At 69.0% G+C, this 17,474-nt stretch carries 18 protein-coding genes and 2 tRNA genes; 8 read left to right on the forward strand and 12 right to left on the reverse strand.

The window, feature by feature from the left end; genetic code table 11:
* Window positions 1–30: 30 nt before the first annotated feature.
* Window positions 31–666, reverse strand: a complete 636-nt coding sequence (locus AB0N59_RS10625) for a hypothetical protein (protein WP_363482644.1) — start codon at window positions 664–666, stop codon at window positions 31–33.
* Between the two features lie 178 nt (window positions 667–844).
* Here AB0N59_RS10625 and AB0N59_RS10630 point away from each other — a divergent pair, with 178 nt between their 5' ends.
* A complete protein-coding gene (locus AB0N59_RS10630) occupies window positions 845–1,840 on the forward strand; it encodes a pirin family protein (protein ID WP_363482647.1) in 996 nt (331 codons plus the stop codon).
* Window position 1,841: 1 nt separating this feature from the next.
* Here AB0N59_RS10630 and AB0N59_RS10635 read toward each other — a convergent pair whose 3' ends face one another.
* The 3 genes from AB0N59_RS10635 to AB0N59_RS10645 are packed head-to-tail and all read right to left on the reverse strand — an operon-like array spanning window position 1,842 to window position 3,066.
* Window positions 1,842–2,234, reverse strand: a complete 393-nt coding sequence (locus tag AB0N59_RS10635; RefSeq protein WP_363482650.1) for a DUF1304 domain-containing protein — start codon at window positions 2,232–2,234, stop codon at window positions 1,842–1,844.
* A gap of 11 nt (window positions 2,235–2,245) precedes the next feature.
* On the reverse strand, window positions 2,246–2,596 hold the full coding sequence (locus AB0N59_RS10640; RefSeq protein WP_363482652.1) for a GNAT family N-acetyltransferase: 351 nt from the start codon (window positions 2,594–2,596) through the stop codon (window positions 2,246–2,248).
* The gene (locus AB0N59_RS10645) at window positions 2,593–3,066 is read right to left on the reverse strand and encodes a carboxymuconolactone decarboxylase family protein (RefSeq protein ID WP_363482655.1); all 474 of its coding nucleotides are present in this window, start codon (window positions 3,064–3,066) and stop codon (window positions 2,593–2,595) included. Before AB0N59_RS10645 ends, AB0N59_RS10640 begins: the two co-directional genes overlap by 4 nt.
* Window positions 3,067–3,231: 165 nt before the next feature.
* On the opposite strand from AB0N59_RS10645, the gene msrA reads away from it, so the two are divergent.
* A complete protein-coding gene (gene msrA / locus AB0N59_RS10650) occupies window positions 3,232–3,789 on the forward strand; it encodes a peptide-methionine (S)-S-oxide reductase MsrA (RefSeq protein ID WP_363482658.1) in 558 nt (185 codons plus the stop codon).
* Window positions 3,790–3,877: 88 nt separating this feature from the next.
* Window positions 3,878–5,218 carry an APC family permease gene (locus tag AB0N59_RS10655; RefSeq protein ID WP_363482661.1) on the forward strand — a complete coding sequence of 447 codons (1,341 nt, stop codon included), beginning with the start codon at window positions 3,878–3,880 and terminating at the stop codon, window positions 5,216–5,218.
* Window positions 5,219–5,221: 3 nt separating this feature from the next.
* On the opposite strand, the gene AB0N59_RS10660 is transcribed toward AB0N59_RS10655, so the two are convergent.
* Window positions 5,222–5,701, reverse strand: coding sequence for an Lrp/AsnC family transcriptional regulator (locus tag AB0N59_RS10660; protein WP_363482664.1), 480 nt, complete (start codon window positions 5,699–5,701; stop codon window positions 5,222–5,224).
* Between the two features lie 113 nt (window positions 5,702–5,814).
* On the opposite strand from AB0N59_RS10660, the gene AB0N59_RS10665 reads away from it, so the two are divergent.
* A complete protein-coding gene (locus tag AB0N59_RS10665; RefSeq protein WP_363482667.1) occupies window positions 5,815–7,005 on the forward strand; it encodes a PLP-dependent aspartate aminotransferase family protein in 1,191 nt (396 codons plus the stop codon).
* A 27-nt stretch (window positions 7,006–7,032) separates the two neighbouring features.
* The gene (pepN, locus tag AB0N59_RS10670) at window positions 7,033–9,534 is read left to right on the forward strand and encodes an aminopeptidase N (RefSeq protein ID WP_363482670.1); all 2,502 of its coding nucleotides are present in this window, start codon (window positions 7,033–7,035) and stop codon (window positions 9,532–9,534) included.
* Between the two features lie 32 nt (window positions 9,535–9,566).
* On the opposite strand, the gene AB0N59_RS10675 is transcribed toward pepN, so the two are convergent.
* Complete coding sequence (locus tag AB0N59_RS10675) at window positions 9,567–10,205, reverse strand: MBL fold metallo-hydrolase (protein ID WP_363482673.1); 639 nt, start codon at window positions 10,203–10,205, stop codon at window positions 9,567–9,569.
* 149 nt (window positions 10,206–10,354) lie between these two features.
* Between AB0N59_RS10675 and AB0N59_RS10680 the strand changes: the two genes are divergently transcribed.
* The 3 genes from AB0N59_RS10680 to AB0N59_RS10690 all read left to right on the forward strand — a co-directional run bounded on the left by AB0N59_RS10680 (window position 10,355) and on the right by AB0N59_RS10690 (window position 11,703).
* Window positions 10,355–10,427 (forward strand) — tRNA-Glu (locus tag AB0N59_RS10680).
* A gap of 103 nt (window positions 10,428–10,530) precedes the next feature.
* Window positions 10,531–11,556 carry an LLM class flavin-dependent oxidoreductase gene (locus AB0N59_RS10685; protein WP_363482676.1) on the forward strand — a complete coding sequence of 342 codons (1,026 nt, stop codon included), beginning with the start codon at window positions 10,531–10,533 and terminating at the stop codon, window positions 11,554–11,556.
* A gap of 74 nt (window positions 11,557–11,630) precedes the next feature.
* Window positions 11,631–11,703: transfer RNA gene (locus AB0N59_RS10690), tRNA-Glu, on the forward strand.
* A gap of 59 nt (window positions 11,704–11,762) precedes the next feature.
* Here the strand turns inward: AB0N59_RS10690 and AB0N59_RS10695 are convergent.
* The 6 genes from AB0N59_RS10695 to AB0N59_RS10720 all read right to left on the reverse strand — a co-directional run bounded on the left by AB0N59_RS10695 (window position 11,763) and on the right by AB0N59_RS10720 (window position 17,303).
* Window positions 11,763–12,569, reverse strand: coding sequence for an SDR family oxidoreductase (locus AB0N59_RS10695; RefSeq protein ID WP_363482679.1), 807 nt, complete (start codon window positions 12,567–12,569; stop codon window positions 11,763–11,765).
* 63 nt (window positions 12,570–12,632) lie between these two features.
* The gene (locus AB0N59_RS10700; protein WP_363482682.1) at window positions 12,633–13,883 is read right to left on the reverse strand and encodes an MFS transporter; all 1,251 of its coding nucleotides are present in this window, start codon (window positions 13,881–13,883) and stop codon (window positions 12,633–12,635) included.
* 1 nt (window position 13,884) lies between these two features.
* Window positions 13,885–14,424: a helix-turn-helix domain-containing protein gene (locus AB0N59_RS10705; protein WP_363482685.1), complete on the reverse strand. Its 540-nt coding sequence runs from the start codon at window positions 14,422–14,424 to the stop codon at window positions 13,885–13,887.
* A 299-nt stretch (window positions 14,425–14,723) separates the two neighbouring features.
* Window positions 14,724–15,632, reverse strand: a complete 909-nt coding sequence (locus AB0N59_RS10710) for a hypothetical protein (RefSeq protein ID WP_363482688.1) — start codon at window positions 15,630–15,632, stop codon at window positions 14,724–14,726.
* A 1-nt stretch (window position 15,633) separates the two neighbouring features.
* Window positions 15,634–16,749, reverse strand: a complete 1,116-nt coding sequence (locus tag AB0N59_RS10715; RefSeq protein ID WP_363482691.1) for a DUF4349 domain-containing protein — start codon at window positions 16,747–16,749, stop codon at window positions 15,634–15,636.
* A complete protein-coding gene (locus AB0N59_RS10720; RefSeq protein ID WP_363482694.1) occupies window positions 16,746–17,303 on the reverse strand; it encodes a sigma-70 family RNA polymerase sigma factor in 558 nt (185 codons plus the stop codon). Before AB0N59_RS10720 ends, AB0N59_RS10715 begins: the two co-directional genes overlap by 4 nt.
* Window positions 17,304–17,474 lie beyond the last annotated feature (171 nt).

A 17,474-nucleotide genomic window follows, 5' to 3' on the forward strand; every position in this document is an offset into this window, starting at 1 on the left:
AGGGCGCCGCCGCTCCTGTCCGTCGGTGGTTCACCGGCCGAGTCCTACGCGGTCGACCCTGCGGTGGTAGCGCATGCCGCCGATCCCGCCGAGAACCGCGCCGCCCAGGCTGACGAGGGCCACGACGATCGCGGTGACGATGCCGGTGGCCGTCAGGGCGCCCTCGTCCACGGGGATGCGCGGGAAGCTGTTCAGCTGACCGAGCACGTTGAACTGCGAACCGGCCACGGCGGCGATGACGGCCACCACGATCGCGATGACGATCGCCCAGATCCAGACGGCGAGACCCTGCTTCGCTCCGGAGAATCGCGCCATCCGCCCTGCGACATAGCCGCCGCAGTAGTAGGCGACGAACAGAATGACGGCTAGGGCGATGGCGCCGATGATGGTGACGGTCTGCGCGTTCGCTCCCATCTCCTGGGCAGCGTCTTCGACGTCGCCTTCCGTGACACCGAGGCCCAGCCCCGCCCCGACCGCGCTCAGGAGAGCCGTCAGCAGAACGGCCGTGCCGGTGGCAGTGAGCCAGCCGAAGAAGGCCGAGCCCCACTTGAACCCGCCGAACCGTTCCTGCTCGCGTTCCAGTGCCTCTTCGCGATGGGTGGGTCCTCGCTCGACGGAAACGGCTGCGGGTTCGCGGTTGCGCGGATCCGGATCTGGTGTGCTCATCTCGACTCCTGACGTCTGGTGGACGAGACGGAGCACGTCCACGTGATCTCCTCAGAGTCCGCCCTGCGACCGGCGACAAGGAGGGGGTTGACCTCGCGCCACTGGAAGTGCCATCTTCGCCATCCGGCATTACGCTGGCTGCATCCCGACCGCAGCCGAGCCCGCCCGAGGAGCCGCGATGACCAATCTCGAGAAGGATCCGCCGCTCAGCGTGCTGGAGCCGGGTCAGCCGTGCACATCCGTCGAGGTGCTCAGTCCTCGCGAGGTGCCCCTCGGTGGCATCCGGGCCATGACGGTCTACCGGACTCTGCCGCAGAGGCGTCGCTCGCTCGTCGGGGCGTGGTGCTTCCTCGATCACTATGGCCCCGATGATGTCGCCGTGACGGGCGGCATGGAGGTTCCTCGGCATCCGCACACCGGTCTCGCCACCGTCTCATGGCTGTTCACCGGGCGCATCGAGCACCTCGACTCGAACGACGTGTCGGCGGCCGTGCTGCCCGGCGAGCTGAACCTGATGATCGCAGGTCAGGGCATCACGCATCAGGAGATCAGCACACCCGACACGACCGTGCTGCACGGCGTGCAGCTCTGGTACGCCCTGCCCGATGCCACGCGCTTCTCGGCTCACGGCTTCGCGCATTACGCTCCCGAACCCGTCGAGCTCGCCGGCGCGAGCGTGCGGGTGTTCATCGGCTCGCTGCTCGGATCCACGTCACCCGTCGACACGCGGACTCCCGACATGCTCGGCGCCGAGCTGATCCTGCCACCCGACGCACGGGTCACTCTGCCCGTGCGTCGCGACTTCGAGCATGCGGCCCTCGCCGAGACCGGGTCGATCGCGGTGAACGACGCAGCGGTGCAGCATCGCGAGCTCGGCTACGTGCCCACCGGTGCGGACACGATGGTGATCTCGGCGGGTCCTGAGGGTGCCAGGGTGATCCTGCTCGGCGGCGTGCCGCTGGGCGAGCAGATCGTCATGTGGTGGAACTTCATCGGGCGCAGCCACGACGAGATCGAGGAGTTCCGGCGTCGCTACCAGGCCGAGCTCGGGTTCGACGACCTCGACCCGCGAGACGAGGGCAAACCGGCGCTGTTCGGGCCGTATCCCGACGGCCAGCTCGCGCCTCTGCCCGCGCCCCCGCTGCCGACGGTCAGGCTGCGGCCCCGCGAGTAGCTCAGCCCCGTAGAGCGAGCCCGATCGCCAGGCAGATCACCGCGAGCAGCGGCAGCACCCCCTGCTTCAGAGCGGCGCCGCGCTTGTCGGGGCTCGAGACGAAGAGCACCGTCGCGGCCGCCGCCATGGATCCGGCGCCGGCGAAGACGAGCGCCGCTCCGGCCTCGCCGGCGCCGCTCGCGATGAGGACGATGCCGATCGCCGTCGTCAATGCCAGGAACAGGTTGTAGAACCCCTGGTTGTACGCCATCTCCTTGGTCGCCCGCGCCTCCTCGGGGGAGGTGCCGAACGTCGCCCGCACGCGCGGACTGGTCCATGCGAGCGACTCCATGTAGAAGATGTAGACGTGGATGAGCGCCGCGAGGCCGGCGAGAACGAGCGCAGTGATGATCATGGGCGTGTCCTTCAGCGGGTCTGGGCCTTGATCGCGGCGACGTGCTCGCTGCGTCGTTCGACCACGTGGGCCTGGTACTCGGGATGCTTGGGCAGCCAGGCCACGACATACGGGCAGACCGGCACTATGCGCCTGCCCGCGGCGATCACGTCATCGACGACCGCGCGTACCAGCTTCGAGGCCAGGCCCTGCCCGGCGTACTCGTCGGAGACCCCGGTGTGGAAGAGCACCCGTTCCTCGCCGACGTCGACGTACGACTCCTCACCGATCTCCTTCGACGAGGTGCCGTCGTCGCCATGATCGAGGAGGACGTATCGCGACTCTCCGGGCACATCGCGCACCTCGAAGCGCTCGGCGGTCATGACAGCACCTTCCCGTCGTCGCCTCGCGGGCGCACCGGGTGCTCGCTGAGGATCGAGATCCGGTTGAACATGTTGATGGTCAGGGCGACCCATTCGGCTGCGGCGAAGGTCTCGTCTCCCAGCACCGCACGCGCACCGGAGAGATCTGCCTTCGATTCCTCCGTGAGCGGCATTCGGGTGGCGGCCTCGGCAATCGCCAGCACGGCCGCCTCGCGCTCTGAGTACAGCGAGGTCTCGCGCCACGCGGGCAGCAGATCGATCCTCTGCTGGCTGATGCCGGCGCCGCGGGCCTCACGAGTGTGCAGGTCGAGGCAGAACGCGCATGCATTGATCTGCGACGCGCGCACCTTGATGTACTCGCTCTCCTGCAGGGTCAGACCACTGCGCTGGGCCTCGCTCGCCACAGCGCGCGAGTACTCGCCGGCGGCCTTCCAGACGTCGGGAGCGGACTTGTCGAGATAGGGGCGCATTTCTCTCCTCGGATGCCGAGACGTGCCCGGACAGGGGCACTCAGCACCAACCTAGACGCTGTGCTCCGCATTCCCGGGCAGGGATGCCGAGACGGCCCTTGACCGCCCTGGCGGATGCAGAATGGAAGACCCGGGCATCCGGACTCGAGTCAAGAGGAGACGAACATGACCAGCGGAACCAGCGACACCGGAGAGATCACCCGCCGCGACGGTGCGGAGACGGCTGTGCTCGCGGGCGGCTGCTTCTGGGGCATGGAGGATCTCGTCCGTCGTCAGCCCGGAGTCCTGGCCACGCGTGTCGGCTACACCGGCGGCGAGAACGACCACGCGACCTACCGCAACCACCCCGGGCACGCAGAGGCGCTCGAGATCGTCTTCGATCCCGCGCAGACGACCTACCGCGACATCCTCGCCTTCTTCTTCCAGATCCACGATCCGTCGACCCTCAATCGCCAGGGGAACGACATCGGCAGCAGCTACCGCTCGGCGATCTTCCCTCTCGACTCCGAGCAGGAGCGCATCGCCCGCGAGACCATCGCCGACGTCGACGCCTCGGGCCTGTGGCCCGCCCCGGCCGTGACGACGATCGAGGCCGCGGGCCCGTTCTGGGAGGCGGAGCCGGAGCATCAGGACTATCTTGTGCGCTATCCCAACGGCTACACCTGCCACTTCCCGCGCGCCGGATGGGTTCTGCCTCGTCGCGAGGCCGACGCGACGGCCTGACCCCCAATCCCGGCTCCGCCTATCGGTCGGCGCGCGCGGGTGTCAAGCCGGGTGCGCCCTGTCTTGCCCGGCCCCTACGGTCGGGTCCATGGACACTGCCGAGAACCCTCCCCGTCTGCGCCGAGCGATCAGCGGGCCCATGCTCTTCGCGTTCATCCTCGGCGACGTTCTCGGAGCAGGCATCTACGCACTCATGGGCGTGCTCTCCGAGAGCGCGGGCGGCATGCTCTGGGCTCCGCTCGTCGTGGCTCTGCTGCTCGCGCTGCTGACGGCGGGGTCGTATGCAGAGCTGGTGACCAAATATCCGCGGGCGGGAGGAGCGGCGGTGTTCGCCGAACGCGCGTTCCGCAGCCCGCTGCTGTCGTTCCTGGTCGGGTTCAGCATGCTGGCGGCGGGCGTCGTCAGCGCGGCGGGGCTCGCGATCGCGTTCTCGGGGGACTACCTGGCGACCTTCATCGACGTGCCCGTGATCCCGGCCGCCATGGTGTTCCTCGTGCTCATCGGGCTGCTCAACGCCCGCGGCATCCGCGAGTCGATGGGCACCAACCTCGTGATGACGGCGATCGAGCTCTCGGGCTTGGTGATCGTCATCGTCGTCGTCGCACTGTTCGTCGGCGGCGGTGGGGGAGACCTCGGCCGCGCCACGGAGCTGCCGGACGGCGTCGGACTGGCGGGCGCCGTGCTCGGCGGTGCGATCGTCGCGTACTACTCGTTCGTCGGATTCGAGACCTCGGCGAACGTGATCGAAGAGGTCAGGCGACCCAGCCGGGTGTACCCGCGGGCGCTGTTCGGCGCGCTGATCACGGCGGGCATCGTGTACATGCTGGTCGGTGTCACGAGCGCAGCGGCGCTGCCGAGCGACGAGCTGCAGGCATCCTCCGGACCCCTGCTCGCTGTCGTGGAGGCGACGGGTATGAGCGTGCCGTCGTGGCTGTTCAGCCTCATCGCGCTGATCGCCGTCGCCAACGGCGCGCTGCTCACCATGATCATGGCCAGCCGGCTCGCGTTCGGTATGGCCGAGCAGGGACTGCTCCCGGCGCCCCTGGGTCGAGTGCTGCCGAACCGGCGCACGCCATGGGTGGCGATCGTGTCGACCACCGTGGTGGCGATGCTACTCACGCTCATCGGCGATCTCGCCACCCTGGCCGAAACCGTCGTGCTGCTGCTGCTGCTCGTCTTCATCAGCGCGAACGTGTCGGTGCTGGTGCTGCGACGCCAGCGCGTGGAGCACGAGCACTTCCGGGTATGGACCTTCGTTCCCGTGCTCGGAGTGATCTCGTGCGTCGTGCTGCTCACCCAGCAGCGGCCGATCGTGTGGCTGTTCGCCGCGATCCTGCTGGCGGTCGGAGTGGTCCTGTGGCTCACGACACGGCGATTCGCCGGGCAGCCGGTGGCCGATCGTCTCGACGAGAGCCCCGCCGAGGTCTGATCCTCAGCGGCGGGGGATGACGCCCGCACCCTCGCGCAGCTCGAACACCAGCTGGGTCTCGGTGGCACGGACGATGTCGTGCACGGTGATGCGCTCGAGCACGATGTCGCGCAGGGCCGCGGCATCGGCGACGGCGACGTGCACGAGGAAGTCGTCTGCGCCGGCGATGTGGAAGACCTGAAGCACTCCGGGCGTCGCCGCGAGGGCGTCGAACAGCGTCTCGACGCCCTCCTTGCTGTGGTTCCCGAGTCGCACCCGGATCACGGCCTGCACCGCGGCGCCCACGGCGGCCGGATCGATCTCGACGCGCGGCCCGGTGACGACACCCCTGCTGCGCAGGGTGCGCAGCCGGAAGGCGCAGGTGGAGGCCGGGATGCCCAGCCTGTGCGCGAGATCCTTGATGGGCGCCTGGGGATCGTCGACCAGAGCTCCGAGGATGCGCAGATCGAGCTCATCGATGGCTCCTTGCTGTGCTGCAGCCAATTTGCGCTCCTCAGCTCGATGTCTCATTGTTCTCAGAACAAACTACGCCCGCGCTTCGGCTTCTCGCGACAATCATGCTGGACCTGGATGGTCGGGGGGAGCAGGATCGACACATGTCCGACATGCCGCTGCACCCCGACACCGTCGCCGTTCACGCCGGTCGCGCCGACTTCGGCGCGCTGGGCGTACACGCCGCCCCCATCGACCTCTCCTCGACCAACCCGCTGCCGGACATCCTGCACGGCGGCGACTCCTACGAGTCGATGGCGACCGGCGGGCATCCGCTCCCCGGCGGAGGCAACGTCTACGCTCGGCTGTGGAACCCGACGGTCGCCCGCTTCGAGGAGGCGCTGTCCGAGCTCGAGCACTCCGAGGCATCGGTCGCCTTCGGTTCGGGCATGGCCGCGATGACGGCCGCGATCCTCGCGCACACTACGGCGGCGGGCAAGAAGCACATCGTCGCCGTGCGCCCGCTGTACGGTGGCACCGACCACCTGCTCGACTCAGGCCTTCTCGGGGCCGAGGTCACCTTCTGCCACGAGCACGAGGTCGGCGGCAGCATCCGCGCCGACACCGGCATGATCGTGCTCGAGACGCCGGCGAATCCCACGCTCGACCTCGTCGACATCGCTGCGGTCGTGGCGCAGTCCGACGGCATCCCGGTGCTCGTCGACAACACGTTCGCCACGCCCCTGCTGCAGAACCCGCTCGACCTCGGTGCGGCGATGTCGCTGCACAGTGCGACCAAATACATCGGCGGCCACGGCGACGTGATCGCCGGCGTGATCTCGTGCAGCGAGCAGACGGCCGAGGCACTGCGCCGCGTGCGCGCCATCACCGGCGCGCTGCTGCATCCCCTGGGGGCGTACCTTCTGCACCGTGGTCTCGCGACACTGCCCATGCGCATCCACGCGCAGCAGTCGTCGGCCCGTACCCTCGCGCACGCTCTTCGGCGCAACCCGGCTGTCAGCGAGGTGCTGTATCCCGAATTCGCGGACGAACGCGGGCTGATCGGCCGGCAGATGAGAGGCGGGGGAGCGATGATCGCCATCAGACTCGCCGGCGGATACTCGGCGGCTGAGGCGCTCACGGGTGCTGTGCGCCTCTTCACCCACGCGGTCTCGCTCGGTGGCGTCGACTCGCTGATCCAGCATCCCGCCGCCCTGACCCACCGACCGGTCGCGCCGGACGCGCGACCTGGTGCCGACATCGTGCGCCTGTCGATCGGTCTCGAGAACGTCGATGATCTGCATGCAGACCTCGAGCAGGCTCTCGCCAAGGTGCCGGTGTCGGCCTCGGCATGATCCCGCGCGACATGACACGATGGTGTGATGAGCTCCGCCAACCTCACCAAGGATGAGACCGCCCGTCGCGCCGCGTCGATCACGCTGCACGAGGTGCGCGTCGAACTCGACCTCGCCGGTGCACCCGAGCGTGCTCGGACGGGTTTCCCCACCGCGACGACGCTGACGTTCGACGCGACGGAGTCGACGACCTGGCTGGACTTCATCGGCGAGTCGGTCGATTCGGTCACCGTCGACGGCGAAGCCCGCGACGTGCAGTGGGATGGCGCGCGCATCCTGATCGACGGACTGGGCGGCTCGCACGTGGTCCGGGTGGAGGGCATCGCCGCCTACAGCCGGTCGGGCGAGGGCATGCACCGGTTCCACGACCCGGTCGACGGAGAGACCTATCTGTACACGCAGTACGAGCCGGCGGACTCGCGCCGGGTCATGGCCTGCTTCGAGCAGCCCGACCTGAAGGCCGCCTACACGTTCGAGGTCACCGCGCCCGCGGGCTGGCACGTGCTGTCGAACCAGTCGCCCGCGCACGTGACACCCGGCATCGGCGTGCAGACGATCGAGTTCGCCCCGACGCTGCCCATCTCCAGCTTCATCACCTCGGTCGCAGCCGGTCCCTACGCCCGCATCGACGGGGAGTGGACGCGCGACGACCAGCGGATCGAGCTCGGCGTGCTGTGTCGCGCATCGCTCGCGGAGCACCTCGAGGCCGATGAGATCCTCGAGGTCACCCGCCAGGGACTCGACTTCTTCACCGACGCGTTCGCCTACCCGTACCCCTGGGGCAAGTACGACCAGATCTTCGTTCCCGAGTACAATCTCGGCGCGATGGAGAATCCCGGACTCGTCACCTTCACCGAGGCGTACATCAACCGCGGTGCCGCGACCGATGCTCAGCGTGGCGGCCGGGCGAACACGATCCTGCACGAGATGGCGCACATGTGGTTCGGCGACCTCGTCACGATGCGGTGGTGGGACGACCTGTGGCTCAAGGAGTCGTTCGCCGACTACATGGGCACCCATGCCTCGGCGGCCGCGACCCGCTTCACCGATGCCTGGGCGCGTTTCGCGAACAGCCGCAAGACCTGGGCGTACCGGCAGGACCAGCTGCCCACCACTCACCCGATCGTCGCCGACATCCCCGATCTCGAGGCCGCCAAGCTGAACTTCGACGGCATCACCTACGCCAAGGGCGCTTCGGTACTCAAGCAGCTGGTCGCCTTCGTCGGCGAAGACGCCTTCTTCGAAGGCGCCCGCCGGTACTTCGTCGCGCACGCGTTCGGGAACACGACCCTGGGCGACCTGCTCGACCAGCTCGAAGCCGCCTCGGAGCAGCCGCTGCGCGACTGGTCCCGTTCGTGGCTCGAGACCAGTGGGGTATCCGCGCTCTGGCTCGAGACGGATGCCGATGGTCGTCGCGTCATCGTGCAGGACAGTGGTGAGGTCGCACCCCGCCCGCATCGTCTGCGCGTCGGGCTCTACGACTCGGTCGACGGAGCGCTCGCCCTGCGCGAGCGGATCGAGCTGACCGTCGACCAGGAGCGCACCGAGGTGGAGATCCCGGATGCAGATCTGACCCTCCTCAACGACGAGGACCTCACCTACGCGAAGGTGCGACTCGACGAGCGCTCGCTGAACACGGTCGCCGCGTCGCTGTCCACCCTGTCGGACGACCTCGCGCGCGGGCTCATCTGGTCGTCGCTGTGGAACGCGACCCGTGACGGCGAGCTCGCCGCCACCCGCTACCTCGACATCGTCCGCTCGCACGCTCCGGCGGAGTCGAACGTCGGTCTGCTGAGCGCGACCCTGCTCAACGCGGCGTTCGCGATCGGCCACTACGTGTCGGACGATGACCGCTCCGACCAGCGCCGCGCCTGGGTCGACTCCACCTGTTCTGCACTGCAGGAGGCCGATCCGGGCAGCGACGCGCAGCTGTCGTGGGCACGCGCGTTCGCCGCTGCGTCGTCGTTCGACGACTCCCGTGCCGCCGACGTCCGCGCCATCCTCGACGGCGACGCGCCGCAGGGGCTGCCGATGGACGCCGACCTCCGCTGGCTGCTGCTGACCGCTCTCGCCTCGACCGGGCATGCCGACGCCGAGGCCATCGCCGCCGAGCGCGCCGCCGACGACACGGCTGCCGGCCGTACGGCCGAGATCCGGGCTCTGGCGTCCCGGCCCGTCGCGTCGACGCGCGCGGGGGCGTGGGAGTCGGCGTGGAACGATTCCAGCCTGAGCAATGATCACCTCGATGCGACGATCGGCGGCTTCCGCGCCGGTGGACGCCGTGATCTCATCGACGGCTTCGATGCCGAGTACTTCACGCGCATCCGCGACGCCTGGTCGGAGCGCAGCATCGAACTCGCGCAGCGGCTCGTGCTGGGGCTGTTCCCCGCCACGGACAGCACTGAGGCGGTGGATGCCTGGCTCGAGCAGAACGCCGATGCGCCGGGCGCTCTGCGCAGGCTCGTGATCGAGTCGCGGGACGACCTGGCTCGAGACCTGCGAGTGCGGGCGGCACAGCCCGGCCTCTGACACTGCAGATGCTGCGAGCGTCGCCCCGAGGGTCAGACGTCGAGGCTCTGCGCCGGTTCGAGTTCGAAGAACGTACCCCCACCCTGTTCGGTGGCCCACTGCAGGCGCTGACGGTGCATCGTCCGGCCGATGGTCGACAGCGTCATGTCGTGGGTGCCGAAGCAGCGCCGGGGGGCGACCGCGAGCACGAAGTCCATCGCCTCGCCGATCTTGAGCCACGGAGCCCCCAGCGGCGCGGCGAGGGTGCTGACCTCGACTCCTTCCGGCACCGCGTAGGAGTCCCCGGGGTAGTAGAGCTCGTCGTTGACGAGGACGCCGAGATTCTGGATCTCGGGGAGGCTCTCGTGGATGATGGCGTGCCGGCCGCCGAAGAAGCGCAGAGCGAACCCTCCGATCACCAGCTCGTCACCCGGCGCGACGACGGTGATCTCGTGGTCTGCCGCCGCCGCCGCCACTCCGGCGGTGCTGAAGATCGGCGTGCCAGGCGACGCGCGCAGGATGCGATCGAGATGCGACGTCGTCCAGTGATCCGGATGCTCATGAGTGATGACCACCGCGACGACGTCGCCGAGCTCGTCGAGGGGGGTGGTGAACGAACCAGGATCGATGATCAGGCTCCTGCCAGCCTCATCGACTCGCAGCGCGGCGTGCTCGTACTTGGTGATTCGCATGACGGAAGTCAACTGGCCTGGCATCGATCGGGCAAACCGGTTGACGCGACACGCCCGCGATGCATAGTCGACCGGCGTCGATTTGGCCTCACGCCGAGCGGCATGACAGACTTCTACGGTTGCCAGAACGGCCCTCACCGGGCCCGAACGGCCCCATCGTATAGCGGCCTAGTACGCCGCCCTCTCACGGCGGTAACGCGGGTTCGAATCCCGCTGGGGTCACAGCGACACAGAAGGCCCTTCGAATGATCGGAGGGCCTTCTGCCTTTCGTGACCGATGTGCATTCACGGGAATGAATCTCGGGATGCCGTGGTTCCCGACAGCATGACTGACATCGAGTTCGGCCTCGACACCTTCGGTGGCGTGACGTCCGACGCACAGGGCAACCCCGTTCCGCACCCGCAGGTGATCCGGGACATCGTCGATCAGGCGGTGCTGGCCGACCGCATCGGCCTGGACTTCTTCGGTGTCGGCGAGCACCATCGTCCGGATTTCGCCGTGTCGAGTCCCGAGATGGTGCTCGCCGCCATCGCCTCGCGTACCGAGCGCATCCGTCTCGGCTCGGCCGTCACCGTGCTCAGCTCCGACGACCCCGTGCGGGTCTTCGAGCGCTTCTCGACGCTGGACGCGGTCTCGAACGGGCGCGCTGAGATCGTCGCAGGACGCGGATCCTTCATCGAGTCGTTCCCGCTCTTCGGATTCGATCTGCGTCGCTACGAGGAGCTGTTCGAAGAGCGGCTCGACCTGCTCTCGCAGCTGCTGACCGAACAGCCTGTCACCTGGCAGGGCAGCACGCGGTCGGCGCTGCAGGACCAGCGCGTCTTCCCCTCAACCGAGAACGGCATCCGCACCTGGGTCGGCGTCGGCGGCAGCCCCGACTCCGTGGTGCGCACGGCGCGCTATAACTTCGGGCTCTTCCTCGCGATCATCGGGGGCCCTGCCGCTCGCTTCGCGCCGTACGTCGACCTGTTCGAGCGTGCCCAGGATCAGTTCGGCGTGGAGCACAAGCCGGTCGCCGTGCACTCTCCTGGTCTCGTCGCCGAGACCGATGAGCAGGCACGTGCCATGACGCATGACGGCTGGCTCGCGATGCGGACGCGGATGGGAGAGGAGCGCGGCTGGGGTCCGCCGGCGGTCGGCGACTTCGAACGCGAGATCGACGGCGGCGCACTGTACATCGGCTCGCCGGAGACCGTCGCCCGCAAGATCGCCAGCACCCTGAAGACGCTCCGGCTCGACCGCTTCGATCTGAAGTACGACCAGTCGAAGATCGGCCATGGGGCGATGATGGACTCGATCGCACTGTACGGCGAGAAGGTCGTGCCGATGGTCAAGGACATGATCGCCTGACGACGGCCACGCGGTGGGCGCCTCGATTTGGCGGGGCACGAATCGTCATGGCATACTTGAACGGTTGCAGTGACGGCCCCATCGTATAGCGGCCTAGTACGCCGCCCTCTCACGGCGGTAACGCGGGTTCGAATCCCGCTGGGGTCACTGACAAGAAGAAGGCCCTCCGGAATCCGGAGGGCCTTCTTCTTTCGGTTCGGGGATGCTCAGCCCTCGCGCCAGGCATCGTCTAGCAGGTGCGACCCGGCCTGCGGACCCATCTGCAGCATCCCGCCGTCGACACTCCAGTCGGATCCCGTGACGTAGCTCGCCTGCGGAGATGCGAGGAAAGCGATCACCGCGGCGACCTCTTCTGCCTTGCCCGGTCGCCCGAGCGGCACTCCAGGTCGGTGCGTCCGGTCGGCGTCCGCAGACGTCCGGCCGCTCGCAGCCGTGGCGATCTCACCGGGCGCCACCGCATTCGCGGTGATCCCGTGGGCGCCGAGTTCTTGAGCCATGGTCTTGATCAGGCCCGAGAGTCCGTGTTTGGCCGCGATGTAAGCGGCGAGGCCGACGCGCGGCTGATGGGCGTGCACGCTGGTCACCGCGATGAGGCGGCCGCCGGCTCCTGCGGCGACCATACGGCGCGCTGCGGTCTGCATCCCGGCGAACGCCCCGTCGAGGTTCAGCGCGACGGTCTCACGCCATTCGCTCAGTGGCACCTCGAGGAACGGGCGCGGAACGCTCGCCCCGGCGTTGTTCACGAAGACGTCGACGCCGCCGAGCCGTTCCGCGAGCTCGTCCACCACCTCGGCCACGCTGTCGAGCGCAGTCGCGTCGAAACGGGTGACGACCGCTCTGCGGCCGCGTTCGCGCACTCCGGCGGCGGTCTGCTCAGCACCCTCCTCGTCGCTGTGCCAGGTGATGCCGACATCCATTCCGGCGTCGGCGAGTGCGAGTGCTGTCGCGGCGCCGATGCCGGAGTCGGACGCTGTGACGATCGCGCGTCGTGGGGTGAAGGTCTGAGCTGTCATGACCGAACCGTATCCGAGCGGCGATCTCGTCTCGAAGGGGCTTTCCCGCTTGGCGCGTATGCCCTAGGCCCGATCGTCGTCTCCGCGCAGGCTGATCGCGCGCAGGCTGCGGTTGCGCAGCGGTGGCACCATCAGCACCATGAGGGCGCTGCCGTACAGCACGAACGGCACCCACAGCGGCAGGAGGGTCGCGAGCGCTCCGAAGGCCGCCATCGCCAGCGGCATCAGGCAGTCGTCGCCGAGTCTGGTGATCGACGACATCCGCCCCAGGTAGTCGGGCGCGACGGTGGCGGCGAAGGTCGCACCGAGCAGCACCGAGGCGAACCCGGCCGTCATGCCGATGACCAGGCAGGCCGCACCCACCACCCACGGCGATCCGACTCCGAGCAATGCGATGCCGGCGCCCTGCACCACGAGCGCCCAGAATGCCCCGAAGGCCTCATGTCGCGGGCGGCGGCGCACGACCACGACCGCGCCGAGCATCGCCCCGCCGCCCACCAGGGCCTCGAACAGGCCGACCGCCGAAGCACCCCAGCCGTGCTGGGTGGCCTGCAGGGCGAGTCCGATCGCGAGAGCCGGACTGACGGCGAGGTTGAGGCCCGAGAGGGCGAGCACCAGGGTTCTGGTCGCGGGCTCCGCGGCGAGATGCCGGAACCCGGATGCCACTCCGCGCAGCAGGCCGTCACCGTGGGCGCTCCGCGGAAGCGCGAAGCGTGGCCGCAGCCAGATCGCGATGAACGCGATGACGACGGTGAATGTGATGGCATCGGCGGCCGCGCTGCCGGGCATGCCGGCCCAGGCGACGAGGAATCCGCCGGTCGCCGCGCCAGCCATCGTGCCCAGGCGGCTCAGGGTCTGGCTGAGGGCGGAGTAGGTCGGAAGATCGGCCGGTCTCACCAGCTGGCGGGGGATCGTGCCGGCGGCCGGTTCGTAGAAGGCGTCGCAGACCCCGAATGCGATCGTCGCGGCCAGCAGGACGGCGACGGTCGGCTCAGAAGTGAGGATCCACAGCGCGGCGATGGCGAGGACGACGACGCGGATGCCGTTGAACAGCAGCATCATCCGACGCGGATCGACGCGATCGGCGACCGCGCCGCCGATCAGCAGGATCACTGCCCGGGGAACCGTGCCTGCTGCGACGACCAGCCCTGCGACCGCCGGAGAAGCGATCTGCACCGCTGTCCATGCGACCGCGATGGTCCAGACCGCGTCGCCGGCGTCGGACAGCGCCTTCACGGCCAGCCAGCAGTGCACCATGACGTCACGCCTGAGGGGCGGGGGAGTCCGCACCCTCAGGGAGTCGGCCGCCGTCACCTCACACCTCCGTGGGGAAGCCGTGGGCGAAGAAGAAGACGGGCATCCGCTCCTGGCCGTCGTCTCGAGCGATGCTCGCTCGCCATGCATCGATCGCCTCGGTGATCCGGTGCTGCAGCTCGGCCAGTTCAGCCGCGGTGGCCCAGGCCAAGGCATCGGTGCTGAACGCTTCGACATCGCTGTCGGCGCTCACCCGATTCCACTGCTGCAGTCGCTCGAGCTGGTGGCGCAGGTTGAGTCGCTGCGCCTCACGCGCGAGGTACGCTGCGGCAGGCGCGTCAGCGTAATCCCGGCTCGACCAGCTGAGCGAGTGCCTCACCAGGCGCCACCAGCTCGTGCGTCGGTCGCCGGTCGGATCTTCGACCTGTTCGACCATGCCGGCGCGCTGCAGCATGCGCAGATGGTGGCTGATGCTGCCTACCTGCACGTTCAGCGCTCGCGCCAGGGTGCCCACCTGCGCGGTCTCGTGCAGATGCAGGTGGTCGACGATGCGCCGACGCAGGGGGTGATGCACGGCTGTGATGACGGAGATCTCTTCCACGTCGGCAACGCTATGGGCGCCACAGCAACACCACAAGACTTCTTGTATACCGCGTGAATTCAGGGAAGTACGCGGTCAGCTGGTGCTCGTGTCCGCCGACGCCTCGCGGCGATCGCACGGACGGCCACGAGTGCCGAGAACGGCGGGAGCAGCAGGCCCGCAGTCGTCAGGGCGAACCACAGCGGGAAGAGCGAGGCCGCGCTCACTGCCATGGCGAGCACCAGGCGCGGCCCGCGCGAGACGGGGGCGAGCGCCCAGGTGAGCAGCCCGAGCCCTGCGGCGGCCGGCGCGACCGTGGCCTAAGGAGCATCGCCGCTTCTGCCGGCGCCACTCAGCGCGGTGGCCGCCTCGACGGCCACAGCGGCGATGATCAGCGCTGTCGCGCACCAGATCGGCATCCGGCCGGCTGGGTGCCGTGCGGCAAGGCGGGTCGCGCCGATCCAGAGCAGAGGGATGCCCGAGAGCGCACCTGACGCGAGCCCTATCTGCATCGCACGGGTCGAGTCGATGGCCGGCATGAGTCCTCCACCGTTCAGCGCGAACGCGACGGATGCCAGGCCGACGGCGGCAGAGCCGAGCAGCACGGCTCCGCTGCTCGTGGTCAGAGGCCGTGCAGTGTGCGTGATGGGCATGGCAGGCGCAGCTGTGGCGAGCGCGGCGGGGATGGCCATCTTCCGGACGCAGAAGATGATGAGGACGAGGCTCGGCAGCGCGCCGGCGGAGGGGAGCGTCATCGCCGGCCCGAGCACGGCAGGTGCGGCGATGCCGGCGACGGCGGCCGCAGCCGTCCGCGCCGTCCTCGGAAGCGTGGAACCGAGTTCCGACACGACCGCGGCAGCGGCGACGCCCCCGAGAGCCCAGCCGCAGAGCAGGAGCAGTCCGAGGCCCTCGCTGAACGGCGTGCGGGGGAGTCCGGCGTCGGCCCTGTCGAAACCTATCGACCACGACCACGCGGCGAGGAAGGCGAACGACCATGCGGACGCGGCGACGAGAAGCACCGGCACGAACCGGCCGGGATGCACGCGGCCCGAGTGTCGCAGCAGCGCGAGCAGGGCGACGGTCTGAAGCAGCGCTGACAGGGTGGCGAGAGCGGGAGGAATCCACCCGCAGCCCCACTGGCCGACCGTCTCGACCGAGGTGATCACGACCGCCTGGCTCGCCGCCGCGCAGAGCAGTGCCACGACAGCAGCGCTGAGCGCGACGCGCACGCTATGCCTCGGTCGGTCCCGCTGTGCGGCGCCTCCTGCGCACCAGCCACACCACGAGCAGCACGATCGCCGCGATGCCGAGCCACGGAAGCAGGAACCCGACGGCGACCACGATTCCGTTCAGGCTGGCGACGAGCCCGTTCCACCCTGCGAGAAGACCGTCGCCGAACCCTGCGGGGTCGGCCTCGGCAGCGGCGGTCTGCTCGGTCAGCTGAATCGAGATGGTCGACATCGCCACCTGCTCGTCTAGCTGCTTCAGCTGCTGCTCGTAGCTCTCCAGCTGCGCCTGCCGCTCATTCAGCGCCGACTCGGCGGCGATGAGATCGCCGACGGAGCCCGACTTGCCCATGAGCTCGGTGAGGCGCTCGACCGACGTGCGGGCCGAATCGATCCGTGCGCGCAGATCCACTGCAGCCGCAGTGACGTCATCGCGCGAGATCGACGAGCGCACCACCTCGGCGTCATCGCCCACGGCGGCCATCACCTCGTCGAGATCGGCCGCGGGAACCCGGATGCTGATCCATCCGGTCCCGGGCTCGCGCGGCTGCTCGGGGGCGATGTCGCCGGCATCCGGATCGAGGCCGAGAGAGGCGGACTCCACGAAGCCGCCGTGCTCGACCGCCAGTGCGGCGATATCGTCCGCGGCGTCCTTCGCGTCGTCGACCCGCAGGGTCATCTCGGCGGTGACGATGATCTCCCGGGTGTCGTCGACGGTGGCGATGGGGTCGTCGGCTCCCTTCGACCCGTGCTCGTCCCGCGGAGCGACCGCGCCGTCCGACTCACCGGAGTCGGTCGTGGCTCCGCCGTCGGAGTCGACAGCGGCATCCGGAGCGATCTCGCCTACGGCGCCACCGGAGGACGAGCCCCCGGACGACCCGTCGGAGGTGCTCGAGAACCCCGCACCCGGCCCCAGCCCGTTCATGAGCGGGGGCACCACGAGCGCCCCGGCCGCGAACGCCGCGGCCACACCGAGCGCGGTGATCCACCCGCGTCGCCGCCGGTGTTCACGGCCGGCGGTGCCGGCACGTGGCTCGTGACTGATCCTGTCGAGGATCGCACGCTCCATCCCTGCGATGCTCTCGTCACTCAGCGGCGGCAGCCCGGTCTTCTCGCTCATGCGTCTCTCGCTTCCTTGACGGCGCCGCGAAGCCGCGAGCGCACCCGGGAGAGACGATTCCGAACGACGGCATGGCTGACCCCCAGCTCGGCGGCCGCAGCCTCGTAGGCGTACCCGTCGACCGCGCACAGCCGGAAGATCTCCCGGTCGATCTCGTCGAGGCGCTCCACCTCTGCAGCGATCCGGGCGGCCAGCGACGCGGTGATCACCTGATCCTCGACGCTCACCGTCGACGGAAGCGTCTCGTCCACGGCATCCGCCGTACTGGCCCTGTCGCGGCGGAGGCGGCGCAGCCGATTCGCGGCCTGGAAGCGGCAGATCGTCGCCAGCCACGGCAGCAGCGACTCGCCCAGCAGCTCGAACCCCGGCAGTTTCCGCCACGCGACGACGAAGGTCTCCTGCACCACATCCTCGGCATCGGATGCCGAACCGAGGATCCCGTGGGCGATCCAGTACACGGGGCGCACATGCTCGCGGTAGATCGCCCGGAACGCATCCTGATCACCGGATGCCGCCCGAGCGGCCCACTCGCGGTCCTGCGTGGTTGCCGGCATGCCTCTTCCGATCGAGTCGCTTCTCAGAGTGTCTCTCACATCGGAAGTGTCGGGGAACCGGGGATCGTCTCAGATCCGGTACGATCGAAAGAGCGAGAGGGAGTATCCCGAGATCGCACGGATCGTCATCACGAGCACCATCAAAGCTGCTCCGGCCGTGCGAAGCATGTC

The organism is Microbacterium sp. NPDC089321, from assembly GCF_040684935.1.
Lineage (GTDB): Bacteria > Actinomycetota > Actinomycetes > Actinomycetales > Microbacteriaceae > Microbacterium.